Below are 26,991 nucleotides of genomic sequence, written 5' to 3' on the forward strand. Positions count from 1 at the left end.
GCGAAGCTTCTTTTTTATATGGCTTTGATTTTTTTGTACACAGGATGCCACATGGCGTCCTGTACAGCCTGAATGAGATCCTCAGGCGTTTCCTCTGCAATTCCTTCATCGATCGCTGCTTGCGCCACACGGACAGCCACTGTCGCTGAAACAGTTCGAAGCTGATCCACACTTGGCAGCATCGCTGCACCCGGCTTTCCGACATTGACCATGCTGGCAATCGCTTCAGCACTCGCAACAAACATGCTGTCTGTTATAAGGCGGGCTTTAGACACAATCGTTCCAAGACCAAGCCCTGGGAACACAAGTGCATTATTCGCCTGACCAATTTCATATGTCACGCCGCCATATTCGACAGGATCAAATGGGCTTCCCGTTGTCACAAGGGCGCGTCCTTCTGTCCACTCGATGAGATCTTCAGGCTTTGCTTCTGAAAGAGGTGTTGGGTTCGACATCGGTAAAATGGCTGGGCGCTCCACGTGTGACGCCATTTCTTTCACAATTTCCTCTGTAAATGCTCCTCCTACCGTCGAGGTGCCAATTAAGATGGTTGGTTTCGCCTGTTTGACGACCTCTAATAAATCAATGGAATGCTTAGGACCGTTACGAGCATAATCCTTTACTTCGTCAGAACGTCTTGCATATGGCTTTTGAAATGGCTGAATGTCAGGCGAATCATCTGTAAGCAATCCTCTTTTATCAATACACCAGAAATGATCATATGAATCCTCTTCTTTGACACCGTCTCTTACGAGAGCATCACGGATCTGCTCCGCTATGCCAATCCCTGCCGTACCCGCTCCGAAAATGACGATTCGGTGATCTTTCAGCGGAACCTTCGAAGCTTTTGCACATGCCAGAACCGCAGCAAGTGAAACAGCTCCAGTACCTTGAATGTCATCATTAAATGTACAAATACGTTCCTTATATTTTTCCAATATGGCTCGGGCATTTTTTGTCCCAAAGTCTTCCCAGTGAAGGAGTGCATTTGGAAAAGTTGCGCGGGCAAGCTCTACATATTGATCAATGAACTGATCATAACGTTCTCCTCGAACGCGAGAATGCTGATTTCCAACATAAAGCGGATCATTCAAGAGACTTTCCTGGTTCGTCCCGGCATCAAGCACAACGGCCAGCACGCGGCTAGGATCAATGCCTGCTGCGGCTGTATAAACAGCAAGTTTCCCGACTGAAATGGCAATACCGCCAACACCCCAGTCTCCAATACCTAAAATGCCTTCTGCATCTGTCGCAACGATTAAGTCAATTGATTCATCAACACCGTAAGAGGCAAAAATCTCTTCCATGCCTTCCAAATCATCAATCGATAAATAAAGCCCCCTTGGCTTTCGATACTCGTGGCTATAACGCTGAATGGCTGTTCCAACAGTCGGCGTGTAGACAATCGGCAGCATCTCCGCCAAGTGCTCATTTAGTAATTTGTAAAAAAGCACTTCGTTTCTGTCATGAAGTGATGTTAAATACACATTTTTCCCCAGTTCATCCGGCTGTGCCTTGAACTGCTCATATGCACGCTTTGCCTGATCCTCTAATGTTAAAACCTTAGGCGGTAGAAATCCCTTTAAACCAAGCTCTTCCCGCTCTTCCTTAGTAAATGCAACCCCTTTGTTTAAATAAGGGACGGACATGACTTCCATCCCTCTTAATGGTGTTTCAATGACATCACCATGTACACGATAAAATTGGTTCACCTGCACTCTTCCTTTCACAAGTTCATTTTGTCGTTATTTTGTGTGAAAGGCGAAAAAACATGCAGATGATCTTTTATCTTCCTGTTTCTCTTTTAACTTCATGTGTGATTTGCCCGTCTTCATCCCACTTTACAGCGCGGTAAATCGCATCATGATAAAACAAGTACCACGCATTTTTTTCTTCTGCAAATGCCTGCCATTTTTGCTTAGCTGGAATCGAAGTCATTGGGTAATCATCATAAGCCAAGACCCATAATGGATTTTTATGAGCGTGTGTTGGCATGATATCAGCCAAATGAATCGCTGTTTCGCCCTGACTTGTGAGCGTTAAGATGCTATGGCCATTGCTATGACCGCCTGTATGATGCAGCCCAATGCCTTTTGTTACTTCGATGCTTTCTTCAAATGGCACCACTTGATTTGCTATAGGCTCCCAGTTTTCTTTCCAATATGTATTTCTTGAGCGGATGTTAGGCGCCCTCATTTCATCCCATTCGATTTTGGATGTGATGATTTTTGCCTGCGGAAAAACAGACACGAGCTCTTCTCCCTCACGTTTTGTCAGCCCGCTTGCATGATCGAAGTGAAGGTGTGTCATTAAAACGTAATCAATATCAGCTGGTTGCAGGCCGAGTGCCGCTAGCGATTGTTCCAATTTCGTCTCTTCTGTTACGCCGTAATTGCGTTTTTGTTTATCTGTCAGCTTCCCTGATCCGATGCCGGAATCCACTAATAAATGAAGACCATTCCACCGAATGAGGATCGGATCACACCGCAGTTCAATTTGATTGCGATCGTTCACCGGGTATTTTTTTGACCATAACGGCTTTGGCACTACACCGAACATCGCACCGCCGTCCATGTGTGTATCTCCCCCATTTAACCAGAACAGTTCCATGTCACCTATTTTCATTGTCTCCATTGCTGTCATCCCTCCTTTTTCTATCGTAGCAAATACAGCTGAAAATCGCATGCATCAATCTTTTCATGAAAAAAGCTGACTGCAATTTTTCTTTGCAGCCAGCTTGATGTCACTTGTTATTCTGGAAATTTTACTTCTGATCGATAGATGGGTTGTCCCATAGACGAGAATTTCTCTTCGTATTCAGTCATCACATTTCCTTCTAATCCGTCCTTATGCAAATCTAGACTGACATACGTTAAAAGAAGGCCATATGCAGAAAAACTCTTTAAGGAATATTCAAATAATCCGCGGTTATCTGTTTTGAAATGCAATTCACCACCTGGACGGAGAATATGTTCATATCGCTCTAAAAAGGCCTTAAACGTTAATCTGCGCTTTTCATGCCTTGCTTTTGGCCACGGATCAGAGAAATTCAAATACACCCGGTCAATTTCATTTTCCGCAAACACATCTGTCAGCGTTTCAGCATTAATGTTCAAAAGCTTTACATTTTCAACATCTGTCTCTTTGATTTTATCTACTGCTGTCACAATGACACTTTTAAATAATTCAATGCCAATATAGTTGATATCAGGATGAAGCTTGCCCATTCCAGCGATAAAGCTCCCTTTTCCTGTCCCAACTTCGATATGGATTGGATGATCATTTCCAAACAGCTCATGCCATTTCCCTTTATATTGCTCGGGGCTAGCTAAGGCAATATGAGCATTTTCAGCTAAGTAATCATCAGCCCATGGTTTATGTCGCATTCTCAATTTGATACACCTCTATTTTCTTTACATTTTATCAAGATACCATGAAACATAAAGACCCGCAAGACAGCATCTTTATGCGCATATGAAAAAGACCAGCCCTTCGCTTGAGCTGGTCTGCCGCATGTATAAATTGGGCGCTGAATGCACAGTTTAACCACATAAATGACACGCAGAAAAGGAGCATACGTATGGGATTAAACCGTCAACATCAGCTTCAATTAATCAAAGATATTTTAACCGATCACCAGTTGGATTGCTGCGGGACTGTTGCAGAATATGAACAGGTGGGACGTGTGATTCAATTAATGCTGGCAAAAGAAGACCTTGATGCCGACATTCGTCAATTATTAACAGATATTTATGATTACAGCCAAAAGGGCACTTCTGTCAGTTCAATTGATGCACATATCGAGGAGCATCAATCGCATTTGTCAGAGTGGGTCGAGAATATTCCTATGTCTTAATGGATGTTTAACCGCTTTAAGAGTGCGCTCAGCTCCGCTTGCACTTCTTGCTGCGCTTTTTCATTTCCTTTTCTTTTATGCCACACGACAAACGATACGGTTTCAGCGAGGACGTACCAATCCATGCGTTTTCGCAAATTGTCCGTCAGCGGGGCACCGTACATCGAGAGCCAGCTTTCCCAGTTCTCTTCTTCAACATAATGGTATAAAAGTGGTCCAAGATCAATGGCTGGGTCAGCAATCATCGCCCCATCCCAATCGATCAAGTAAAGCTGATTTTCATCTGTCAGCAGCCAATTATTATGATTGAGGTCACAATGACACACGACCTTGTCCTCAAATTGGACTGCCTCCACATGCTTCTCTAAGTACTGGATGGCACGTGTAATGTCTTGTGAATCGATTTGCTCTTTTAATATGGACTGTTTTAAATGCTTCAAAATGGATTCTGGGTGTAGAGCGTGCTTCTCTAATCTTTTCAGCATATCAAGCAATTCTTTAGATGTATGAATTTTTCTTAGCTGCTCTGCTACAGGACGGTCATTCATGTCCTTTGGCTTCAGCTCTCTGCCGCTCAGCCAGTGCTGCGCAGTGATGACATCCCCATTTTCCATTCGTTTTGTCCAGACAAGCTTCGGCACAATGCCTTCAGCTGACAAAACCGCAAGAAACGGTGACGTATTGCGTTTTAAAAATAGCTTTTGGTCATTGTGTGTTGCGAAGTACGCATCTCCCGTAGCGCCTCCAGCAGGAGAGATGTGCCATTCGCTACCTAATATTTGTCCCAACCAGTTCATATCAATTTTCAACCCATCATTTCTTAAAATATTTTAAATCTTGCTTTTTTAGTCGACAAAATTCAGCCGATTGAAGATCAATTGGCTGTTTCTTTTTTATTTATATGATCATAAAAACAAAAAGGACAGCTATTGAGAATGAGATGCTAAACAATAGCCGTCCTATAGATTTTATCGTTACCTTCTTATACTCGTCAAGCAAAACTAGAAAATCAGGACAAGAACCTTATGAAAAGGAAGGCTTTTTTCATGGTTTTTGACTAGGGCATTCACGAGAAGCCATTTAAGCACGTAATTTTAAGGAGCGCTCACTCGCCTTCACAAAGACAGGCGTTGCGCCGATCACTTCTCCATCTGCATGAAATAAGATTTTTGCATCTGCCTCCAAGTACGCTTCCTCGTGCTGATACAGGGTAACGCCCTTCATTCCAAGATGCTTTCGAAACACCATCGCACTTAAAAACAAGAGCACTTTGAATGGATTCAAATCCGTGACAACGATCGTTTGAAAGCCTGGCTGCCTCGCGCTCACTTCCGGTGCTGCTTCCAGCCCGCCTCCGTAATAGGGGTGATTGCATACAATCACAAACCATACTTGGCGAAAGACCTTCTTCTCATTTTCAATAAACAGCGCAAGGTCAAACGGCTTAAAGGACCATAAAGAATGGAGAAATGACAGCGGGTAGATGATAAACCCAAGCCCCAGCCGTTTCAGCCACTTTTTTCCTCTGAAATGCACTGTTTTCCTTAGCACATGCGCATCAAACCCAGCACCGATATGATTGAGAAAGAGAACGGATTGCGGGCTTTCTGCATGATCTTGAAAGGAGCCGAGAGAAAATGTTTTGGTGAGCATTCTCTTTTGCTTTCTCACTTCTTTTAGGACATCTTGACGATGGATGCCGAGGCCCTTCGCCGCATCATTCCAATGACCGGCGGGAACAAAGCTTAACTGCACATGATCCATTTCCTTTAAGCCATTCAGGACTTCATGAATGGTGCCGTCACCGCCAATGACAATCAGGCGCTTCAGCCTGTCATCTTGCATGGCGCTAATTTGTCTTGCCAATACTTCTGCATGACCTTCATGCTGGGTGAGAAACGATCGATAAGAGATCTCCACCTTTTGTAATTCTTTCTCTATGCTCCTCCATGTACGAAGTCCTTTTCCATGTCCTGCTGCTGGATTAACGATAAAGTACCATTCATTCATATATTAGCTCCACTCAGGTCTCATTTTTCGTGACCTTCCATTATGCCTTTAATCGAGCCATTCCTGCCTTCTTTTGCTGTCTGATTCACCATAAGCAAGCAATGCCTTTGTCGCCTTAAATTGCTGATGCTTTGTCGGCGCGGTATTTTTCCGCTGCTTTTCAAACCAATCTTCCGCCTTCTTCTTATCGACAACCTCCATCCCGTATGGAACTTCCGGTAAGTCAATATAAGAGGTTCTGCTGATCAGGATTTTTTTCACAGGAAGATCGACACCGCTTTGCTGTAAGATCTTTGACACGACGGTGCCAGAGCGCAGAAGGCTTGCGCAAGGATTCAAAACGGACTGAACAGCTTTCCCATTCGCCCGCTTTTCCCAAAAACGTTCCTTCGTTCCGATATATACGCTGTCAGGCTCTGCCTCTAAGAAGGATAAACAAATCACTTCCAGCGGCGTAATAAGTACTGAACATAATTCCATCTCTGCTTTTTGAATGAGCAGCACCGGCTTATACATCACAAAATATGAATCCGGAAGCTGCCTAGCAAGCATACGCAGCTTTTCATCATACCGAATATGATGGGAGACGGTTGAAATGTGGGAAATCGTCGAGCTCGCCCATTTTAATTGAACATCGTATAGATGATCCTTAAAAAAATGAATGAGCTTCGTTTCATCGGTAGGAACGTTTGTAAAGACACCTTGCTCTATATCTGTCGGCTCGTTAAAAAGACTCAGGTCCCGTTCCTTTTTCATATCGGCTTCTTTTTGCTTTCTTTTTAAGGAGAATTTCTTTCTCTTTTCTTCCTCTTGTTCAGGCACTTGTTCAGAGATTTGGTCAAATGAATGCTGCGCCTCCTGTTTTGAAGCCTTTTTTAACTCGTCCCACCTTTGCTTTTTCAATCGAATGAATTGATTGATGTAGTGATGCGGGTCTTGTTCATATCGTGATATATAATCTTGAATTTTGATAATTTGCGCCATCTGCTGCTCACTCCAACTTTTAGAATCATTTATGTAGTGCAAATTGTTTGATTGCGTGATAACGCGGGGTTTCTTTCGGACGTATTTCAAATAGAGTCATACAAGAAACCTCTATCACGTATGGCTCTTTGCGTAAAGGCGCTTGTTCTGCAAAAGAGTGAGCCGCGTTCCATTTTCGCGCAATCGTCATATGCGGATGAAACGGTCTCTTTTCAACAGGATGTCCTGCTGACAATACGGCTTCTTTCACCTTTTCTCTTAATTGCATGAGCGGTTCACTTTCATTAGGTTTTGCAAAAAAGACTCTCGGGCGCTCCTTCATGCCAAACTGTCCTACCTCATTCAGCTCTAGTGAAAATGCAGCGGCTTCATTTGAAAGGATATCAAGCAGCTCGATGATCTTTTTTAAACGCTCATCTGGAATGGCACCTAAAAAGATCAGGGTCACATGATAATCATCTGGTGCTGTCCACTTTTGAAAGGATAGTCCGCTCCTTATATCCATGTCTTTTTTGATTTGATGCGCAAGTTGTTCAGGGATGTGAATCCCTATAAAATAATGACGGTTTTCTGCCACAATATCACCTGTCCTTTTTTAACAAACTTTACGAATCCCCATTGATGATAGTATAACTAAAGAAATGCAGAATGAGAAGAAAGGGTGTCACATGATGAAGGTTGCACAAAATATAGCTGAGCTGATTGGCGATACACCACTTGTTAAATTACAGCGGCTTCAGCCAGGCAATGCGGCAGCTGTTTATTTAAAGCTGGAATCATTTAATCCTAGCGGCAGTGTGAAGGACCGCGCTGCTTACAATATGATCGTCGAGGCTGAAAGGCAAGGAAAGCTTACAAAAGGAGCGACCATTATTGAACCAACGAGTGGGAATACAGGGATTGGTTTAGCCATGAACGCAGCAGCAAGAGGCTATAAAGCAATCCTTGTCATGCCAGATACGATGACAAAGGAAAGAATCAATATTTTGAAGGCTTATGGGGCGCAGGTCGTTTTAACCCCAGGAGAAGAAAAAATGCCAGGCTGTATTCGCAAGGCAGAGGAACTGGCGTCTCAAATTCCTCATAGCTTTATCCCGATGCAATTTGATAATGGGGCGAACCCAGATGCACATAGAGGCACAACGGCTGTTGAAATCATGGAAGCTGTAAAACAACTTGGAAAGCCCCTTGGAGCCTTTGTCGCAACAGCAGGAACTGGCGGAACCATTACAGGCACCGGAGAGGAATTAAAGAAGGCATTCCCTCATTTGACCATACGTGTGGCAGAGCCAAAGGGATCTCCAGTCTTATCTGGCGGGAAACCTGGCAAACATAAACTTGTTGGCACAAGCCCAGGATTTATTCCCCATATTTTAAACGAGCATGTCTATGATGAGATCGTGCAAGTAAGCGATGAGGATGCGTACACAATCACACGTCAGCTTGCCCGGCTTGAAGGAATTTTAGTTGGTCCATCATCTGGTGCAGCCTGCTATGCTGCGATTGAAACAGCCAAGCAACTGCCGGCAGAACAAATCGTGATCTGTATGACAGCAGATACAGGCGAACGATACTTATCAAGTGATGTTTTTCAAGATTAAAAAAGGAACAGGGTCATGAATCCCTGTTCCTTTTTCTTCGTTTCAAGGTTAGGACGATTTGTCGGACTTCACCTCAGCCTGCTCCCCTGTGATGAGTAAAGCCTGCTCATCAGTAAGCGGGCATAAATCAAGCGTCTGCTCAAACTGTTCCATGATTTGCTGCGCAGCCTCGCCTAAATAGGTATTGTACATATGCGGTACCGGATAGTAGCTTATCTCATTGAATCCTTGACATGATGAAAGTTCTGCTGCCTTCTGCCGATCATCCATCACGGAGATATATTCAATGCTTGGTGCCATGATGATACTCCCTGCGGACTCTCCGATGTACAGCTTGCCTTTATTGATTTCTTCTTTCAGCACGTCATCAAGACGATGCTTTCTTAATTCCTGCAGCAAATAGAAGGTGTTGCCTCCTGATACGTACATCACATCATTTTGTTCAATCATCTTTGTGATTTCTTCAGTAGACTGCTCAGCTATCTGAACGGTCTCTAGATGCATACCTAGTTGATGAAAGGCTTCTTTCGCTGCCTCCACATAGTGCGTGACTTCTTCCACAGCACTGGCTGTTGGAAAAAATGTCACGCGTTTTCCTTTTAATGATTCACCCGCAAAGTCAGATAAGAGAGAATAGCTGTCTTTGAATGAAGAGCATAAGAACATTTTTTTCACTGTGAATCCCCTCTTCTCTTTTTCTATTTTGCCAATTCATACATGGCTTGTGCATATAGAGCGGTTGCTCTTAGTAGATCATCGATTTCGATATATTCATCCTTCTGGTGTGCGCAATCTGGTCTGCCAGGGAATAGAGGACCAAAGGCAACGCCCGCTTCTAAAGATCTCGCATACGTTCCTCCACCAATCGCAATCAGATTAGCTGGATCTCCCGTTTGTTCCTCATATACCCGCTGCAATGTTTTCACAAGCGGATGATCTTTTGAGACGTGATGCGGAGGACTGTCGTCAAATTTCAGAAGGGTGGCCCCTTTGATGCCTTCGATCCCTTTTTTAACGTCCTTGCCGTCTGCTGTCACTGGATAGCGGACATTTAATCCTAGCTTCGCTTCCTCGTTTTGTTTATAGCGGATCGTTCCAACATTTAAAGTCAAATCTCCGCTAATCTCATCTTTACAAGCAATCCCCAGCTTTTTCCCTCTTGTATCCTGATCAAATAAAGCGTTGATTTGGGAGGTAAAAGCAAGCCCGTCTTCATCTAACTCTTGTCCACATAGGAAATTGGCCATATGAATGCCCGCATTGATGCCATGCGCCGGCTCCATGGCATGAACTGATTCACCTTTTAATGTGAGATGCAGTCCGTCCGCTGCATTCTTTACCTCACCTGATAAATGATTGTGAGCAAGATAAGCTTCAAAAGCTGTTTTTAATGATTCATCATCGTGATCTTGTGCAGCTGTCACAGTGGCAGCTGCCTCATCCGGCACCATATTCAGCCGCATACCCGATGTGAATTGCTTGAGCGTATAGCGCTGATGATTTTCTGTATGTTGATATGTAAATGACACGATGGCATCAATGATCCCTTTTTCAGCATGAATAATCGGAAAATCGGCATCTGGCGCAAATCCAATTTGCGGCATCGCCTCATGCTTGAAATAATGGTCCACACAGCGCCAATCACTTTCTTCATCCGTTCCAATGATCATTCGAATCTTTTTTGACAGCTTCATCCCTGTATCTTTTATCATCTTTAGCGCGTAGAAAGCCGCCATGGTTGGACCTTTATCATCAATGGCCCCTCGTGCAAATATTTTATTTTCTCTTATGTCCGCTGAAAATGGCGGGGTTGTCCAGCCGTCACCAGCAGGCACAACGTCCACATGGCATAGCACACCTACAATGTCTTCGCCTTCTCCATATTCAATATGACCTGCATAGCCATCGACATTCTTGACTGTGAATCCTTCGTCTTCCCCTTTTTTCAGCATATACTGAAGGGCCTGATCGACTTTTTCACCAAATGGCTTTCCTTTTTTTCCACCTTCTTCATCAAGGACGCTTTCAATTTGCAAAAAAGATTGTGTGTCCTTAATTAAGTCGTCTTTTTTTCGTATCACTTCAGCTTCCCAATTCATTTTTCCATTCCTCCTTGAAAAAAGGTTGCAATCCATCCTTAAAACGAATATTATATTAATTGTTTTGTAATAATGTTCGTAAATGGAGGATTTTATGTTTCAGTTAAAAGAAAACCAAACCAACATAAAGAGAGAATTAATCGCTGGTATGACGACATTCTTTACCATGGTATATATTGTTGCCGTTAACCCAGGAATTCTTTCAAAAGCAGGCATTCCTTTTGACCAAGTCTTTACTGCAACAATTATCGCTGCTGTCGTCGGTACGCTCTGGATGGCACTATTTGCAAACTATCCGATTGCTATTGCACCAGGCATGGGGCTGAATGTCTATTTCACCTTTACAGTTGTCGGTGGTGGCGGCATCAGCTATCAAACAGCGTTCAGTGCGGTATTTGTTGCTGGTATACTCTTTATTATTTTATCGTTAACATCCCTTAGAAAACAACTGATTCAAGCCATTCCAGATAATTTAAAGTACGGCATTACAGCAGGAATCGGGCTTTTCATTGCATTTATCGGCCTCCGTCAGTCTGGGATTATCGCAGCTGACCCTGAAAATCTAGTGAAGCTTGGCAACTTAAACTCGCCTGTTGTCATATTAACGCTTGTCGGCTTAATGATCTCTGTTATTTTAATGGTTCTTCAAATAAATGGCGCTCTGTTTATCGGCATGTTAGCGACGACACTGATTGCGCTCGTAACAGGCCAGCTTCATTTCCCTAAAATGCTGATGGACATCCCTGCACTACCCGAAGGCATGCTGATTACAAATCCATTCGCTGCTTTTGGCGATGTATTCTCTCATCATTTATATGCTGTCGTCTTCTCCTTCTTACTAGTGACGATTTTTGATACAACGGGCACAATGATCGGAGTGGCTGAACAAGCAGGACTCATGAAAAAAGGCCAGCTGCCAAAGGTACGCAGAGCTCTGCTCGCTGACTCTGCTGCAACGACGATAGGTTCTATGTTTGGGACAAGCCCAACAACAGCTTATATTGAATCATCATCTGGGGTTGCTGCTGGCGGAAGAACTGGACTAACGTCTTTAACGGTCGCTGCACTGTTTATTGTGGCATTGTTTTTCGGCCCGCTCGTTCAAGCCATTTCTTCTTTACCATCCATCACATCACCTGTTCTCATCATTGTCGGGTGCTTGATGATGAACTCAGTGTCACGCATTCGCTGGAACGAGCTAGACGAAGCATTCCCTGCTTTTCTTGTGATCCTTTCCATGCCGCTGACATCTAGTATTTCTACAGGAATTTCACTTGGATTTATCTCATATCCCCTTGTGAAACTGGCAAAAGGGAAATGGAGAGAAGTACATGTACTTGTTCTCATCTTTGCCATTTTATTTTTCATTCAGCTCTTTTTCTTAGAAGGATAACAGAAACAAAAAAGGCACATTCTAACAAGGGATGTGTCTTTTTGAGATGAGTGAATTTTTTATTTTGTAAATTTTCTGTGTTTATTTTTTGGATGTTTGAATGTGACGGTATGCTCCATACCCCTTACGCCTATTGGGTTGTAACCGAATTCAAAACATGGTATATACCATGTTTCGATTCATGAAGACAAGTTAAAAAACACGTAAAGTTGACTTTTTGGTGGAACTAGATGCATAATAACGTGTATAATAGAATAAAACATTAAGAAACACGAACATTTACCATTGTTGCATGTCCTTATTTCGCAGTTTTAGTGTAGTAAGTTGTGGTTAGTCAAGTCCATCCGATCTTATTGATAGGGAGTGGTTTTTTGAAACCTTCAACAAACCGTATGATGACTCGAATTAAATCAGTTTATATGTTCATTCAAGAGAAAGGTCTTGTGACGACACAAGAGCTGGTTGATGAATTCGGGATCACACCTAGAACCATTCAAAGAGACTTAAACGTGCTTGCCTATAACGATCTTGTTCATAGTCCAAGCAGAGGCAAATGGGAAACAACGAGAAAAAAAGTGAAAATATCATCTTAAGCTTATAATGAACTGTCCATATAACAAAAAGAACCGGCGATATGCCGGTTCTTCAGATTGTTGACAAAGGGCTAAAATGATCTTCATTTTAGCCTTTTGTCTTCTTTTCAGCGTGATAGAAAACCTTTGCAGTCTAGGAAGGACGAGTACCGGAGCGGAGCGAATTTGACATTCGTGAGCACCGGAGCGCAGACCTGACACCGAATGCGAGGGTTTGTCTACACGCTGAAAGAACCGGCGATATGCCGGTTCTTTTCTTTTATTCTACATTTATGGTCGATTGATTAAGCTGTCTAATTCTTCATCCGTCAATTCACGGTACTCCCCAGGCGCTAGATCTTCATCTAAAGAGACAGCCCCCATCGAGAGTCTTTTTAAAAAAATGACTTCATTTCCCACTGCTTGCGCCATCAGCTTCACTTGATGGTACTTTCCTTCAGTAATCGTTAAACGGATGCGTGTATCTTCGTTTTCATTCGCATCTACTTCTACCTTCGCCGGCTTCGTGCGGTAATCATCTAAAATGACAACGCCCTCTTCAAGACGCTTGATGTCTTGATCTCCTAATGGGTATTTCAAATGAACTTCGTACGTTTTTGGCACATGCTTTTTTGGAGAAAGTAATTGATGAGCAAGCTGTCCATCATTTGTGAGGAGGAGAAGACCGACTGTATCCTTATCCAGTCTCCCCACAGGAAATGGCTCCCTTGCGATATCCTCCGGCTCTAGTAAATCGACGACCGTTTCATCCCGCAGATCTTCAGTTGCTGAGATGACCCCGTCCGGTTTGTTCATCATTAAGTAAATGAATTCTTTATACTCTACACGCTCTCCGTGTACGAGCACTTCATCATTCGATGGATCAACATGATCTTTCACCTGCTTCGCCACTTCTCCATTCACTGTGACCGCCCGTGCCTTGACCAGCTTCTTCACATCTTTTCTTGAACCAAAGCCGCTGCTAGCAAGCAATTTATCAAGCCTCATGAATATCCACCTCTTCTTAACTCTTTTTTCTTAAAAATTTCGGCATACGGCTGCCGAGTACACGCTCAAGTAATCCTACCTTATAAGACAAGAACAGATACACACCGCCGCCAGTGATCATTGAAATCAAAATGACGATACCCGCTTGTACAATTCCACCCTCATACGAAATCACTTGGCTCACAAGCTGACAAGTCACATACGCCACAACAGCCATAATCGCCGTTAAAATACCAATGAGAATAAATCGTTTGAAAATCCTGCGGAACGAGTAGCCGGCATGGCGCTTAATCATGATAAACATATACAAGATGGACGCGCTATAGCCTAACGCAGTCGCAAGCACAGAACCATTTCCTTGCAGCCAGCTGATTAGCGGAATGTTCAGAACCGTTTTAATAATGATCCCTAACAACAGACTGACAATGGCGAATTTTTGTTTGTTAATTCCCTGCAAAATTGCTGCATTAATGGTGAATAAGGAAAACAATAACGCAACAGGTGCATACCAGAACAAAATTGACATCCCAATCTCAGGATGAACGGACGGATAGAAAAACCAATAAACCGGTCCAGCCAATGCCGAGATACCAAATGAAGCAGGCAGTACGAAAAATAAAATGACCTGCATCGTCTGATCAATTTGTCTATTGAGAAGCTTGTAGTTACGAGCTGTAAATGATTCCGTAATCGTCGGGATTAAGGTTAAGCCAAACGCTGTTGCAAGCGACACAGGAATCATCACGAGCTTCGGTAAATATAACGTCACGATAGACAATACCGCTGTACTAATATCCTGATGTCCTGATGCAATCATAGCTCTGTTAATGGTGTTTGTATCAATATAAGAATAAATTGGAATCGCAAGTCCAACAAACACATACGGTGCCGCATAGCTAAACAGCTCTGTAAACATTTGTTTATAAGATAAGTCAGAGGAAGCACCTGTATTCGGCTGCATAGATAAGAGCCGGTCCTTGCGCTTCAGCCAATATAAATAAAGCGTGAATAAACCCCCAAATGCGCCGATAAGTGCTGCAAATGTGGCATATCCGACAGCGATGACAAGCCCGCCGTCAAGCACTTTTAAAATAATAAACGTTGCAGTTAATAGGAAGATGATTCTGACAAGCTGCTCAATCACTTGGGAAACAGCTGTCGGTCCCATCATGGAATGTCCTTGGAAGAACCCCCGCACAAGACTCATAATAGGTACAACCAAAAGACCTAAACTGACCATCCGAATCACATATACCACTTGATCGACAGTCAAACCGCCTGTTTCATTCGATCCGCCAAGCTGAATCTTGGCAAAAATCGGTGCGGTCAAATATAAAATAGAAAAGGCGATAATCCCGGTGACAAGCATGACCGACATACCCGCCCTGAACATTTTCCTTGTTGTCTCATAATCGCCGATTGCATTATATTTAGAAACAAATTTTGATACCGCTGTTGGAAAACCAAGCGTAGCAATACTTAAAAAGATCGTATACTGATTGTATCCATATTGAAATAGCGCTCCACCAGTAGCTCCAACCATTGCGCTAAATGGAATTAAGTAAATCATACCAAGAATACGAGAGAGATAAGTCCCTATCGTTAAAACCAACGTACCACGAAGCAGTTTATTAGACATGCGCTTAACCACCATTTTTCTAATGAATATTCAACTTAACTATTTTACCACATCATTTCGACGCACAGGTAACAAATCCAATACAGAAGGCACAAAACCAATCAATTCATATTTCAGCCTTCCCCAATTTTCGTTATAATAGATGAATGACTGAAAGTAGAAAGAGGAATGTAACATGAAACATTATGATGTCATTGTCATTGGCGGTGGACCTTCTGGACTGATGGCCGCGATTGCATCAGCAGAGCACGGAGCGACTGTTCTGTTAATTGACAAAGGAAACAAACTTGGCAGGAAGCTCGCCATTTCTGGCGGTGGACGCTGTAACGTCACCAACCGCCTTCCAGTAGAAGAAATCATCAAGCATATTCCCGGAAACGGCCGTTTTTTATATAGTGCATTTTCTGAGTTCAATAACGAGGATATTATTTCGTTTTTTGAAAACCTCGGCATTGAACTTAAAGAAGAAGACCATGGACGTATGTTCCCTGTCTCAAACAAAGCACAATCTGTTGTGGATGCCCTTTTAGACAGGCTCCGCAACCTCAATGTCACCATTCGAACGAATGAAAAGATTAAAACAGTTCTGTATCAAGACGGACAAGCAGCTGGAATTGTTACAAATAATGATGAAAAAATTTCAAGTAACGCCGTTGTCATTGCTGTTGGCGGAAAAAGTGTGCCGCATACTGGTTCTACTGGTGACGGCTATGCATGGGCAGAAGCCGCTGGTCATACGATTACAGAGCTCTTCCCAACAGAAGTACCGGTCACATCAGATGAGCGCTTTATTAAAGAAAAAGTGCTACAAGGTCTTTCTTTAAGAAGTGTGGCTGTCAGTGTTTTAAATAAAAAGGGGAAACCCGTCGTCACACATGTCATGGATATGATTTTTACTCACTTTGGCTTATCCGGCCCAGCTGTTCTTAGATGCAGCGGATTTGTTGTGAAAGAATTGAAAAAACAGCCGACTGTTCGTCTGCAAATAGACTTATATCCGAAGCTTAATGACGAGGAGCTGTTTCAAAAGCTTCATCGAGACCTAAAAGATGAACCCAAAAAAGCCATAAAAAATGTCCTGAAGTCTTGGATGCAAGAACGCTATTTATTGTTTCTGTTAGAACGGAACGGCATAGATCCGCAAGACACATTTTCTGGTCTTGCTAAGGACAAACTGCGCGCATTCGTAAATGATTGCAAACACTTTATCGTTCATGCGAACGGCACTCTTTCCTTAGACAAAGCGTTTGTCACAGGAGGCGGCGTTTCTGTGAAAGAAATTGAACCGAAGAAAATGGCGTCTAAAAAAATGCCCGGTCTTTATTTCTGCGGAGAAATTTTAGACATTCACGGTTATACAGGCGGATACAATATCACGTCAGCACTTGTGACAGGCAGGCTTGCCGGTATGAATGCTGCACTCGAAGCAAAGGAGAGATTTTCATGATGAGACGTGCACTTCCAATTATCCTAGCGGTTGTGATTAGTTTGACAGCCGCTGTTTTCTTGAAGCTATCAATTACCCCGTTAAAAGTCGCCATTGTTTTGGCGTTTACCATCTTCGCTGTTTGTTTAAAAGAATACGTCTACCGTCTTCGTAAACGAATTGAAGAAAAATCATCTTCACATATCGATAGTTGATTAATGGAAGCAAAACATGTTACGGTAAAGTAGAGGTCGAGTGAGAAGCTCGCCTCTTTTTGTTTGAAATTAGTTGAGTTAGGGGATATTAAGCAAAATCCTCTGCTTAAACGTGTAGAACAACAGGAGAGTGAGATGGTGTGAAAAACGTATCAAGTGTATTTTGGATTGTGATTGCGATCACATTTGTTGCCGTTATATGGGGAGCTTTTTCTCCAGAAACACTGCAAAATGTCACTGATCAAATTCAAACATACATTACAAATGACTTTGGCTGGTATTACTTGTTAGTGGTGTCACTGCTCGTCGGCTTTTGTCTATTCTTTATCTTTAGCCCAATCGGTAAGATTACACTAGGAAAACCAGGGGAAGAGCCTGAATTCGGCCTATTTTCTTGGTTTGCGATGCTATTTAGTGCCGGTATGGGAATTGGTCTTGTTTTTTACGGAGCAGCTGAACCGATCAGCCACTATGCCATACAGTCACCAACAGGTGAGACTGAAACGGCGCAGGCCTTCCGAGATTCCCTTCGATATACATTTTTCCATTGGGGGCTTCATGCATGGGCTATTTATGCCATTGTTGCACTTTGTATTGCTTACTTTAAATTTAGAAAAGATGCACCTGGCTTAATCAGTGCAACGTTGCAGCCAGTTTTAGGAAATAAAACGAATGGATGGATCGGAAAAACCATCGATTGTATTGCGGTATTTGCAACTGTAGTTGGTGTTGCGACAAGCCTAGGATTAGGTGCGGCACAAATAAACGGTGGATTGAATTACCTGTTTCAAATTCCGAATGCTTTTAGCACACAATTGATCATTATCATGATTGTGACAGTGCTTTTCCTTGCATCTGCTCTAAGCGGGATTGGAAAAGGCATTAAATATTTAAGTAATATCAACATGGTATTGGCAGCTGTTCTGATGTTTTTCTTACTTTTGGTAGGTCCAACTGTTTTTATCTTAAATTCATTTACTGACTCGATTGGGCAATACTTATCTAACATCGTTCAAATGAGCTTCCGTCTATCTCCAAATGATCCTGAGAAGAGAGAATGGATTAATGGATGGACAATCTTTTATTGGGCATGGTGGATATCTTGGGCACCATTTGTCGGAATCTTTATTGCAAGGGTGTCACGCGGACGAACGATTCGAGAATTTTTAGTAGGTGTCTTAGTGGCTCCTTCTATCCTGGTATTCCTATGGTTCTCGATTTTCGGTGTATCTGCGATGGATTTACAGCAAAAGAATATTGTCGATGTTGCAGGTCTTTCAACAGAAACAATGCTTTTCGGTGTACTAAATGAATATCCGCTGGCGATGATCACATCGATTCTAGCACTTATTTTAATCGCTATATTCTTTATTACATCGGCTGATTCAGCTACATTTGTGCTTGGAATGCAGACAACCTACGGATCATTGAACCCTTCTGGCGGTGTCAAAGTTAGCTGGGGTATCATCCAATCTTCTGTTGCTGCCGTGCTTTTATTTTCAGGGGGACTTGAAGCCCTGCAAAATACAGCCAAGCTCGCAGCCTTGCCGTTTTCCGTTGTCATTATTTTGATGATTGTCTCACTGTACAAGTCACTGAATGATGAACGAAGAGCCATCAAGCAAGCCAATAAAGTCAGTAAACCACGAAGTCCAAGAGTAAAAAAAGCATAATCTCAAGCGAAAAAAGCCGTTCCTCATAAGAACGGCTTTTTTATATATACAATTTAAGATTGTTGCAAGCATGAGGATTCCTGTAAAATAATGATGAAATCATTTCTACATAATGGAGGTTTATATGACGCTGCCTACATTCAAGTACAACCCAGATCCAGTTTCGTTAAACGTGATCAAAAAAGAGCCTACGACATGTCCTGTTTGTGAAATAGAAAGAGAATATGTGTATCATGGTCCATTTTATTCTGTTGAAGATGTGAAAGGAATTTGCCCTTGGTGCATTAAAGATGGATCAGCCGCTAAAAAATACGATGGCATCTTTCAAGACGATGTAAGCTGTGATGACGTCGATCAAGAGGAATTTATAGATGAACTGATCTATAGAACACCAGGCTATCGCGGCTGGCAGCAGGAATATTGGTTAAGCCATTGCGGAGATTTTTGCGCAATCGTCCAGTATGTCGGATGGAAAGAGATAGAACATTTAGAGGAAGAACTCACAGAAGATATCGAAGACATTTGCAGCGGCGGAGGATTAACGAAAGAGAACCTAAAACAATGGCTCGTCAACGGCGGAGACTTGCAGGGCTACCTCTTTCAATGTGTTCACTGCAAAACGCATCGTTTATATATTGACGCTAGCTAATCAAACAAAAAGGGCCCTTCAAACAGGTCCTTTTTTGATGCCGTCTATTTTTTATATAAAATGAGTGCAGAAAAACAGTAGAGCTGTTCTCCTCCCTGCTCACAGATCACCGCTACATCGTACTTGATATCAATAATTTGGTCGTCATCCATTCCTTTTAAAAAAAGATTGATTTCGCTCTGCAAATCTTTTTCGTGTTCTTCATCAAATACAGCTACCTTTAGCACATATGCCACTCTCCCTTCTCTCGCTACTCTATCTTTATGCATATAAGGGCGGGCATATGAACAAAAAAGCCTTTCATCTCAAAGATGAAAGGTCGGACTTCTTTTACAGCTTCGGTTTTGTTTCTCCTGTCCAAGCAAGCATTCCGCCAACGACATTGGTCGCTTGATAGCCTTGGTCTTCTAGGAAATAGCAGACATTTTCACTACGTTTTCCGGAGCGGCAAATAATATAATATTCCTGCGTTTGATCGAATGCATCCAGTTTCTCAGGAATATCTCCCATTCGAATGTGGACAGCTTCTGGAATCATTCCTTCTGCTACTTCCTCGTCCTCACGCACATCAACAAGCTGAATGGCTTCTTCTTGCTCTAGCTTTTGTTTTAATTCTTCTATTGAGATTTCTTTTACTGACACGACGCTCATCTCTCCTTTTAATCACGGTGACACCATTATAGCAAATGATACACATCACTGTGTATTCACCCGCTTCGATTGAAGGAAAGACGACAGCTGTTTCTTCACTTCGGCTGTCTGCTGCTCACTTTCAAACTCTACCTTTTTGAATACTTGATAGGCCAGCCACATGTGGCCATAGGCGAGTATACTCACACTAAAGAACGGCACGATTCCCGGCAAATAAGCAAAGAGAACAAACAGCAGAGCCGAGAAAACGAGCATACAGAGTGTATATTGCAAATATGAGATACCAAGCAAAAGAGAGAATTTCAGATAGAGACGTTTTTTCCAATCATAATGAGCCAGCAGCGGAAAAATATAAAACAAGCTTACAACAAATAGAAAACCAAAGATATAAATGGCAAAACGAAGCACATGCAAAAACCAGCTCGTTGGATAAATATACGCAAGGTCTACATATATAATCGTCCCTATGATAAATAACGTCACTCCAATCAAGTTAGAGCGTACAAACTCCTCACGGTACACCTTCCAAAAAGTGCGGAAAACGCTGACTTGCTCATGCCCTTGTATCCACTTTCTCATCACCGAAAATAACGCAGTGGTCGCAGGCATCAATCCAAAGATCCCAAGCCCCAGCATGGTGAACAGCAGCCACAGCAAATTCGTATAGGCAAGTCTCATCACCCACTCACACATTCGAAGCATTCTGCTCATTGAACCATCATGATCCATCTCTTTCCCCTCCTCTCTTTCTTATAACACCGTCTCTTTATGAAGCAACTCTTCTATGTCAATTGGACGTTTCTCTGAAACAGACCGCCACATGCCTTCCCCAAGTGCAATCGAATAAGCACCAGCCTCTGCTCCTGCTGATATGTCATAGTGAATTAAAGGATCTTTTCCTATAAATAAATCGGCCAGAAGCAGAGGGTCTCCGCCGCCATGTCCCCCTGGCTGTTTCACGACTTCAATTGTCTCTTTTGCCCCAAACATCGGATAATAAGAAATCGTCTGTTCTGGGAATTGAAAAGGAATTCTTGATGGCACATGAAACTCATTTGTTTCAATACGTCCCTTTGTCCCATTAATGGCAAGCCGGTATCCTTCATATGGCGCTGAGAATTGAATTGAATAGCTGAGCAGAGCCCCTTGGTCATATGCCACTGATGCCACATATGTATCCTCAATGTCAATTTCCTGATCAAAAATACAGGCGTCTGGGCGATAATTTGAGTACTGCTGAGACTGCTCCTTACTGGATTCGATATGGTCGTCCTCGACCTTTGAGCGTTCTACCCGCGGATTCCACCTTGCTTCATAATGACATGTATCCTTCACATGACATGTTCCGCAATATCTGTTTTCTCCCCCCTGCAAGGGATTCCAAGGACTTTCATTTCCGTAATAGTTCAGCGCCCCATAGGCAAATACTTGCTTCGGCTTTTGATTGATCCACCAATTGACCAAATCAAAATGATGCGTCGATTTATGAATGGATAGTCCGCCAGAGAATTGCCTCGTTCGGTTCCACCTTTTGAAGTAACTAGCACCATGATACGTATCAATAAGCCAGCTCAGTTCAACAGATGTGACCCTTCCAATCTTTCCTTCTAAAATGAGTTCTTTGACCTTTCGATGAAATGGATTGTAGCGATAATTAAAAGTGACTGTGACCTTCCCTTTACTTTTCTTTTCTTTTTCCATCACTTTTTTGGCGTCTTTTGCTGTTGTGACCATTGGCTTTTCAGTGATGACATCGAGATCATGGTCAAGTGCTTGCAAGATATATGTGACATGTGTGTCATCCCGGCCTGCCACAATGACGATATCTGGCTTTGCTTCCTTCACCATTTGATCAAATGCCTCTTCATGAAAAAACGAGACGCCTCGCAGTGATGGAAAACGCTCCTGACAAAGTGTATACCGATGATGATCTATATCTAGAAGCCCTGTAATCTTGTAATGCTCATTGAAATCCTCTGTGAGCGGTTTAATAAACATATTGAACGCACGATGACTGAGTCCGCAAACCACGACCCGTTTCACAGGCTCCACCCCTTTTTCTATCGATTTTCACGAAATTGTTTCATGAGAGACAGCGCCTCATTGGACTTGTCAGCATACACGGGAATAAAAGCGACCATATCTCGGTGTAATTGAAAGGTATAGCCATTTAGCTTTTTCGTGCCTTTATTGACTTGAACCGCATAATCGACCGTTTTCCCTGTCTTTTTGTCCTCGACCGTATATGGCCCTGCCGCTTGATCATCTATGCCCATTTCTTCAAGCAGCTGAAAGCTTTCAGGATCATCATATGTTCTAAACATTTCTTCTGGGACAAGCATGATGTCCCCCTCTTTTGCGGTAATTTCAACAAGAAGCTTTTCAGGAATCGCCGGAAAGATGTGGACGCTATAAGTTTCATGTTCCGTCTGAAAAGCCTTCTCGACTAATTGATCCTTCATCCCCTTTGACATGTCAGAAAAAATCAGAACATCAATACCGTTTGTTTTCCCTTGGCAGGCTGACAAACAAAGGGCAGCGATGAAGCTGAGGAGCCATACCGCACCACTTTTTCGCCTCTTCATGCCTTCTGAAAAACAGACAGCTTCTCTAGCTCAGTTAACGCCATAATAAAAGCGCCTGCCCCGTGCAAGTCATTTGTGCTTCGCTCTCTTTCAACGTAGTAATCATAAAATCCAGCAGATGTTCCGATACAAATATCATTGATGGTAAAATCACCGTTTTCTGTCTCAGCCGTCTTATGATGAATTAAGCCTTGGTATGCTTTCACCACATGATCGACATAACGGAGGCTGACATACCCTTCATTCATGGCTTTTGACATGGCATACATGAATAAACACGATCCTGAGCTTTCAAGCCAATTGTCGCTATGAGTACCTTTATCAATGATTTGATGCCAAAGACCTGTGTCTTGATCCTGGTACTTGGCTACACTTTCCAGCATGTCTGTCAGCGTTTCCTTCCAAACCTTTCGTCCCTCATGCTCTTCTGGCAGATCCTCGATCATATCTGCTAATGCAAGGACATACCAGCCAAACGATCTTGCCCAAAACTCGGGGGAACAGCCTGTTTTTTGATCAGCCCATGGCATCACTTTTCGTTCGTCCCACGCGTGATAGTACAGACCTGTTTTTTCATCTTTTGTATGCTTTCTCATGAGATACTCTTGATGGATCACCATATCCACCAGTTCCTCTTCACCTCTCAGCTTTGCATACTTTAAGGCAAAAGGTCCTCCCATGTAGAGACCATCCAACCACATTTGATAGGCATAATTGTCTTTATGCCAAAACCCGCCCTCAGATGTGCGATTCAATGTACGGTAAAGCCCCCGAAGCTTCTCCGCTGCCAGCACATACCGCTTCTCTCCCGTCCGTTCGTAAAGAGGGAATAAAATGAGCCCTGCTTGGATCGCATCAAGCTCATCTCTGCGAAATAACAGGTTTCCATACTCATCAATGAGCGAATCTGCGTAGCTTTTCACATAATTGAAATACGTCTCGTTCTTCGTTGCCTCATATAGCTTCATCACACCGCAAAGAAAAACGCCTTGATGATAATGCCATCTTCCAGCTGGAGGCAGCTCAATTGGTGTATGCGCTTTCATAATTGTTTGTGCTAATTTCTCTGCATGCTCAAGTGGTGATCCCTTTTCAGTCGATAATGTCATTCTTCTTCATCTCCCTTTTTAGTAAATACCTTCTTCCCCGAATTTCTTCGCTAAACGGTTCGCCAGCATGACCAAAATGAGTCCAACGGCTGCTTTAAATAGACCAACAGCGGTACTATAGCTGAATTGTCCTTGCTTAAGACCAGCTGTATAGACGTACGTATCAAAGATTTCTGCTACTTCCCGGTTCGTTGCATTGAGTAATAAGTAGACATGCTCAAAGCCAAGCTCTAATGTGTCACCAATTTTCAAAATAAGCAGAACGACAATCACACTTTTAATGGCAGGAAGAGTGATGTGCCACATTTGTCTCAGTCTGCCGGCTCCATCCATTTTTGCTGCTTCATATAGCTGCGGATCTACCGCTGTAATCGCCGCAAGGTAAATGATCGTCGACCAGCCTGCTTCCCGCCAGATCACCTGTAAAATGTACATGGGTCTGAACCATTCCTGACTAAGGAGGAAGTTAATCTTTTCCCCTCCAAAGAAAGCAATCAATTCATTGATTAACCCGCCATCTACTGTTAACAAAACAAAAGATAAGGACACGACAATCACCCATGACATGAAGTGAGGAATGTATATCATCGTCTGGACAAATTTCTTAAACAATGCCAATCTGACCTCGTTTAAAAGCAGGGCCAATAAGATCGGAATCGGAAAGAAAATCACGACATTCATGGCAAATAAAATCAGTGTATTTTTTAATAAGATGAAAAATGTTGGTTCTGTAAACAATCGAATAAAGTGTTTGAAGCCAACCCACTCACTCCCAAGAATACCGAGAAACGGCTGGTAATCTTGAAAGGCAATGATAAGCCCCCACATCGGCACATATTTAAAGACAAGAAAATAAATGAGCCCTGGCAAAATCATTACATACAAAAACTTTTGACTAATCAATTGATTAAGTAAGCGCTTTCTCCTTTCTTTTTTCAAAGCTGCCGCAGGCATACCCTTGGCAGTGACATCCTCTGTTTTCATAGATAAAGCCTCCCCTCATGCTGATTGATGCATGTGTTAACTGTATCTTAAGGATGAAAAATCCGTCTACAATCATATCATCAGATCATATTTACTTAGGGGAAGCTACTCAAAACGTTACATAAAACATAAGAAAATGATCCTAATCTCAGAAAATGATTATTGACAAACCTACCAAATTTTTGGATTAATAAATTAAGGGGAAAAGATTGTTCCGTTTGAAATGGGGGGTTTTATGAAAAGAAGGCAGTATAAATTTTATTACAAGCTTGTGACGTTTTTTTTCATGCTTAGTACAATTCCTGTCATCATTGTCGGTATTTTTTCTTATCAGCATTCGCAAAAAACCGCACTCGAAAATATCTCAAATGAAAAGCTGGACAGCGTCAAACAAACGCAATCCAATATTGAGCATATTTTAAAAACAGTGGATCATTCTCTCACTCACTATGTCAGTTCGCCGCCTCTCCTTCAAACACTGGCAGAACCTTTAAATCCAGACCAATTCCAGCTTTATAATCAAGTACAGCAGGAACTAAACTACCTGCAAACCTTTGACACCGCTCTTTCCAATATTACACTCGTGAGTAAAATGGAAGACTGGTACATGAACAATTCGGGACTTTATCATGTCACAAGCGGAGACCAAGAGAAAGCGCTCACCTCTTACCTCAATATACCGAGTCATTCCAGCTGGGCACTTGAAGAGAATAATCCACTTGTTGCGACAAAAGAAGGAAAGTCCTCCTTTTGCAAATACAATGTGAACTTAATCAAACAACTCCCTATGAACAGTGTCCAGAAAAAAGGGATCGCTGTCGCCAGCATTCCGAGCTGCACGATTGCTGACAATATGCCTGACTTCTCTCAATCTGACAGTATGTTTGTCATTGATACAAACGGAAAAGTGCTGCTACATAACCGCAAAGAACAAATTGGTGAATCCTTGAAGAATCAAGAGCTCGTCAAGCATGTCCTATCACGTGAAGAACGATCAGGTCAATTTAACATGAAGATCGAGGAACTAGACTATCAAATTACGTTTCAAAAATCAGACTATAACGAATGGACGTACCTATCCTTTGTTTCCATTCCAGAACTCAAGGCACAAACGAAATCAATTGGGTGGATCACTTTTATTATCTGCTTTATTTTGTTAGCGCTTTCATTACTATTTTCATGGTTTGGGTCCAGACATTTTTATAAACCAATCCGCTTGTTATATGAGTCCTTTGCACGCAATGAATCCTTTTTGCAAAAACAGCCTTTTCAAAATGAATTTGAGTTGATTGAGTCGAGTATTAAACAAATGAAGGATCAAAACAATGATTTAGAGGAACGTATTGAGCAGCAAGTCACGCACCTTCAGCAATACTTTATGGTGCGGCTATTGCTCGGTAAGCTGACAGAAGAAGAGATTAACAACCGGTTCCAAAGTTTGGGATTCCCTCAGGGCTGGTCTCATTTATCCATGCTTGTGACCCAAATCGATACGTTAAAAGGAACACCTTATGAAAAAAAGGATGCTGACTTGCTGTTATTTGCCATCAATGGACTGATCGAGCAGATGATTCCGCAAGATGAGCACCTTCAGCCAACGGTTGTCAATCAGCATCAAACGACGATTATCCTGAATCACTCAAAGTCAGATGAAGAGTTTACTGAATATTTAAATCAATTAGCGGAAACTATTCAGCAGCGCATCGAGGAAGAGCTTGGTTTATCGATCAGCATCGGGATCAGCCGCCAGTTTAAGGAGCTCACGATGGCGAAACAGGCTTACATTGAAGGAAAAGAAGCCTTAAAATACAGGCTCAAAGCAGAGAAAAAATCCATTATCTTATATGAACATATTCAGCAAGGAAAAACGTTTAAAACCCATTTTCCAAAACAGCTGCAGCATGATTTATTCGATGCGATGAAAGCAGGTGATCAAGGCAAGGCGGATCATTATTTACATGTGCTCCTGCAATCCATTTTCTCTAAAAATGCAGGACCGCATGAATACCATATCGCTCTCGCCCGTTTTTTAAACAATTTGATTGAGCTGATGCATTTGCTTGGCATTGAATTATTTGAGGTCGAAGACAACAAAATGCTGTATGATACGATTTTTGAATTTAAAACCTTTGAAGATACCGAAGCATGGCTGAAACATGAGATCATTCGGCCGATTATTGACCAGCTAGGTGCACGTGAGGACTCACAATACAAAAACATCTCAGAGAAAATCATTCATATCATTCATCAAGAATTCGACTCAGATCTTACATTGGATGAAATCGCCACACGCCTGCATTACAACCCCAATTATTTAAGCAGTATTTTTAGAAAGGAAATGGATATCTCCTTTAGTGAATATCTCTCGTCCTACAGACACCATGTCGCCAAAAACTGGCTCGTGGAAACCGATATGTCCGTCAAAGAAATTTCGGAAAAACTGAAATATAAAAATCCGCAAAACTTCATCCGTTCCTTCAAAAAACTAGAAGGCACGACCCCTGGCAAATACCGCGACCACAAAAAAGGCACATAAG

At 42.4% G+C, this 26,991-nt stretch carries 27 protein-coding genes; 9 read left to right on the top strand and 18 right to left on the bottom strand.

The genetic code is table 11. The features are described 5' to 3' along the window. Positions 1–14: 14 nt before the first annotated feature. The 3 genes from GKC25_RS13040 to trmB form a co-directional block, all read right to left on the bottom strand. Complete coding sequence (locus tag GKC25_RS13040) at positions 15–1,712, bottom strand: NAD-dependent malic enzyme (RefSeq protein WP_106038073.1); 1,698 nt, start codon at positions 1,710–1,712, stop codon at positions 15–17. A gap of 73 nt (positions 1,713–1,785) precedes the next feature. Continuing rightward, the gene (locus tag GKC25_RS13045) at positions 1,786–2,634 is read right to left on the bottom strand and encodes a YtnP family quorum-quenching lactonase (RefSeq protein WP_034665483.1); all 849 of its coding nucleotides are present in this window, start codon (positions 2,632–2,634) and stop codon (positions 1,786–1,788) included. A 116-nt stretch (positions 2,635–2,750) separates the two neighbouring features. Next, complete coding sequence (gene trmB, locus GKC25_RS13050) at positions 2,751–3,392, bottom strand: tRNA (guanosine(46)-N7)-methyltransferase TrmB (protein ID WP_187704024.1); 642 nt, start codon at positions 3,390–3,392, stop codon at positions 2,751–2,753. Between the two features lie 188 nt (positions 3,393–3,580). Between trmB and GKC25_RS13055 the strand changes: the two genes are divergently transcribed. Continuing rightward, positions 3,581–3,856, top strand: coding sequence for a YtzH-like family protein (locus tag GKC25_RS13055; RefSeq protein WP_095286138.1), 276 nt, complete (start codon positions 3,581–3,583; stop codon positions 3,854–3,856). Here GKC25_RS13055 and GKC25_RS13060 read toward each other — a convergent pair. The 4 genes from GKC25_RS13060 to thpR all read right to left on the bottom strand — a co-directional run bounded on the left by GKC25_RS13060 (position 3,853) and on the right by thpR (position 7,427). After that, entirely contained in the window at positions 3,853–4,653 is an 801-nt protein-coding gene (locus tag GKC25_RS13060) for a phosphotransferase family protein (protein ID WP_170938436.1), read from the bottom strand. The two genes, GKC25_RS13055 and GKC25_RS13060, sit on opposite strands and share 4 nt — an antisense overlap. A gap of 283 nt (positions 4,654–4,936) precedes the next feature. Continuing rightward, positions 4,937–5,866, bottom strand: a complete 930-nt coding sequence (locus tag GKC25_RS13065; RefSeq protein ID WP_034665473.1) for a YegS/Rv2252/BmrU family lipid kinase — start codon at positions 5,864–5,866, stop codon at positions 4,937–4,939. 48 nt (positions 5,867–5,914) lie between these two features. Further along, positions 5,915–6,850, bottom strand: coding sequence for a hypothetical protein (locus GKC25_RS13070; protein WP_034665469.1), 936 nt, complete (start codon positions 6,848–6,850; stop codon positions 5,915–5,917). A gap of 25 nt (positions 6,851–6,875) precedes the next feature. Continuing rightward, on the bottom strand, positions 6,876–7,427 hold the full coding sequence (gene thpR, locus GKC25_RS13075) for an RNA 2',3'-cyclic phosphodiesterase (protein ID WP_342689829.1): 552 nt from the start codon (positions 7,425–7,427) through the stop codon (positions 6,876–6,878). Positions 7,428–7,521: 94 nt separating this feature from the next. Here thpR and cysK point away from each other — a divergent pair, with 94 nt between their 5' ends. Beyond that, entirely contained in the window at positions 7,522–8,451 is a 930-nt protein-coding gene (cysK, locus tag GKC25_RS13080) for a cysteine synthase A (RefSeq protein ID WP_425389364.1), read from the top strand. Positions 8,452–8,499: 48 nt separating this feature from the next. Here the strand turns inward: cysK and GKC25_RS13085 are convergent, their stop codons facing one another. Then, complete coding sequence (locus GKC25_RS13085) at positions 8,500–9,126, bottom strand: Type 1 glutamine amidotransferase-like domain-containing protein (RefSeq protein WP_034665461.1); 627 nt, start codon at positions 9,124–9,126, stop codon at positions 8,500–8,502. A gap of 23 nt (positions 9,127–9,149) precedes the next feature. Beyond that, positions 9,150–10,550: a dipeptidase PepV gene (gene pepV, locus GKC25_RS13090; protein ID WP_034665458.1), complete on the bottom strand. Its 1,401-nt coding sequence runs from the start codon at positions 10,548–10,550 to the stop codon at positions 9,150–9,152. Positions 10,551–10,644: 94 nt separating this feature from the next. Between pepV and GKC25_RS13095 the strand changes: the two genes are divergently transcribed. Together GKC25_RS13095 and GKC25_RS13100 are read left to right on the top strand one after the other, a co-directional pair. Next, a complete protein-coding gene (locus GKC25_RS13095; protein WP_034665455.1) occupies positions 10,645–11,943 on the top strand; it encodes an NCS2 family permease in 1,299 nt (432 codons plus the stop codon). Positions 11,944–12,314: 371 nt separating this feature from the next. After that, a complete protein-coding gene (locus GKC25_RS13100) occupies positions 12,315–12,536 on the top strand; it encodes a DeoR family transcriptional regulator (protein WP_008356419.1) in 222 nt (73 codons plus the stop codon). A 270-nt stretch (positions 12,537–12,806) separates the two neighbouring features. On the opposite strand, the gene GKC25_RS13105 is transcribed toward GKC25_RS13100, so the two are convergent. Together GKC25_RS13105 and GKC25_RS13110 are read right to left on the bottom strand one after the other, a co-directional pair. Continuing rightward, entirely contained in the window at positions 12,807–13,523 is a 717-nt protein-coding gene (locus tag GKC25_RS13105; protein WP_034665452.1) for a pseudouridine synthase, read from the bottom strand. A gap of 16 nt (positions 13,524–13,539) precedes the next feature. Continuing rightward, positions 13,540–15,162 carry a putative polysaccharide biosynthesis protein gene (locus GKC25_RS13110; RefSeq protein WP_034665449.1) on the bottom strand — a complete coding sequence of 541 codons (1,623 nt, stop codon included), beginning with the start codon at positions 15,160–15,162 and terminating at the stop codon, positions 13,540–13,542. A 175-nt stretch (positions 15,163–15,337) separates the two neighbouring features. On the opposite strand from GKC25_RS13110, the gene GKC25_RS13115 reads away from it, so the two are divergent. The 4 genes from GKC25_RS13115 (at position 15,338) to GKC25_RS13130 (ending at position 19,125) form a co-directional block, all read left to right on the top strand. Then, entirely contained in the window at positions 15,338–16,609 is a 1,272-nt protein-coding gene (locus GKC25_RS13115) for an NAD(P)/FAD-dependent oxidoreductase (RefSeq protein WP_106031158.1), read from the top strand. Further along, positions 16,606–16,803, top strand: a complete 198-nt coding sequence (locus tag GKC25_RS13120) for a hypothetical protein (protein WP_034665444.1) — start codon at positions 16,606–16,608, stop codon at positions 16,801–16,803. The genes GKC25_RS13115 and GKC25_RS13120 overlap by 4 nt, the downstream gene beginning before the upstream one ends. A gap of 140 nt (positions 16,804–16,943) precedes the next feature. Next, a complete protein-coding gene (opuD, locus tag GKC25_RS13125; protein ID WP_034665441.1) occupies positions 16,944–18,476 on the top strand; it encodes a glycine betaine transporter OpuD in 1,533 nt (510 codons plus the stop codon). Positions 18,477–18,600: 124 nt separating this feature from the next. Next, positions 18,601–19,125, top strand: a complete 525-nt coding sequence (locus GKC25_RS13130; RefSeq protein WP_187704028.1) for a CbrC family protein — start codon at positions 18,601–18,603, stop codon at positions 19,123–19,125. 44 nt (positions 19,126–19,169) lie between these two features. Here GKC25_RS13130 and GKC25_RS13135 read toward each other — a convergent pair whose 3' ends face one another. From GKC25_RS13135 to GKC25_RS13165, 7 genes are all read right to left on the bottom strand, one after another. Next, positions 19,170–19,352: a sporulation protein Cse60 gene (locus GKC25_RS13135; protein WP_034665546.1), complete on the bottom strand. Its 183-nt coding sequence runs from the start codon at positions 19,350–19,352 to the stop codon at positions 19,170–19,172. Between the two features lie 103 nt (positions 19,353–19,455). Further along, positions 19,456–19,767, bottom strand: coding sequence for a rhodanese-like domain-containing protein (locus GKC25_RS13140; protein WP_003217560.1), 312 nt, complete (start codon positions 19,765–19,767; stop codon positions 19,456–19,458). Positions 19,768–19,821: 54 nt separating this feature from the next. Beyond that, positions 19,822–20,505 (bottom strand): YesL family protein, encoded by a 684-nt coding sequence (locus GKC25_RS13145; RefSeq protein ID WP_095286132.1) that lies wholly within the window; start codon positions 20,503–20,505, stop codon positions 19,822–19,824. A 21-nt stretch (positions 20,506–20,526) separates the two neighbouring features. Then, the gene (locus tag GKC25_RS13150; protein ID WP_187704029.1) at positions 20,527–21,819 is read right to left on the bottom strand and encodes a Gfo/Idh/MocA family protein; all 1,293 of its coding nucleotides are present in this window, start codon (positions 21,817–21,819) and stop codon (positions 20,527–20,529) included. A 17-nt stretch (positions 21,820–21,836) separates the two neighbouring features. Further along, positions 21,837–22,361: a lipoprotein YteS gene (locus GKC25_RS13155; protein WP_187704030.1), complete on the bottom strand. Its 525-nt coding sequence runs from the start codon at positions 22,359–22,361 to the stop codon at positions 21,837–21,839. Further along, positions 22,358–23,470: a glycoside hydrolase family 88/105 protein gene (locus GKC25_RS13160; protein WP_187704031.1), complete on the bottom strand. Its 1,113-nt coding sequence runs from the start codon at positions 23,468–23,470 to the stop codon at positions 22,358–22,360. Before GKC25_RS13160 ends, GKC25_RS13155 begins: the two co-directional genes overlap by 4 nt. An 18-nt stretch (positions 23,471–23,488) precedes the next feature. Further along, positions 23,489–24,454, bottom strand: coding sequence for an ABC transporter permease (locus GKC25_RS13165; protein WP_187704032.1), 966 nt, complete (start codon positions 24,452–24,454; stop codon positions 23,489–23,491). A 235-nt stretch (positions 24,455–24,689) separates the two neighbouring features. Between GKC25_RS13165 and GKC25_RS13170 the strand changes: the two genes are divergently transcribed. Beyond that, positions 24,690–26,990 carry a helix-turn-helix domain-containing protein gene (locus tag GKC25_RS13170; protein WP_187704033.1) on the top strand — a complete coding sequence of 767 codons (2,301 nt, stop codon included), beginning with the start codon at positions 24,690–24,692 and terminating at the stop codon, positions 26,988–26,990. The last annotated feature ends 1 nt before the right edge of the window (position 26,991 follow it).

The sequence above is a fragment of the Bacillus pumilus genome, from assembly GCF_038738535.1.
In the GTDB taxonomy this organism is placed as follows: Bacteria; Bacillota; Bacilli; order Bacillales; family Bacillaceae; genus Bacillus.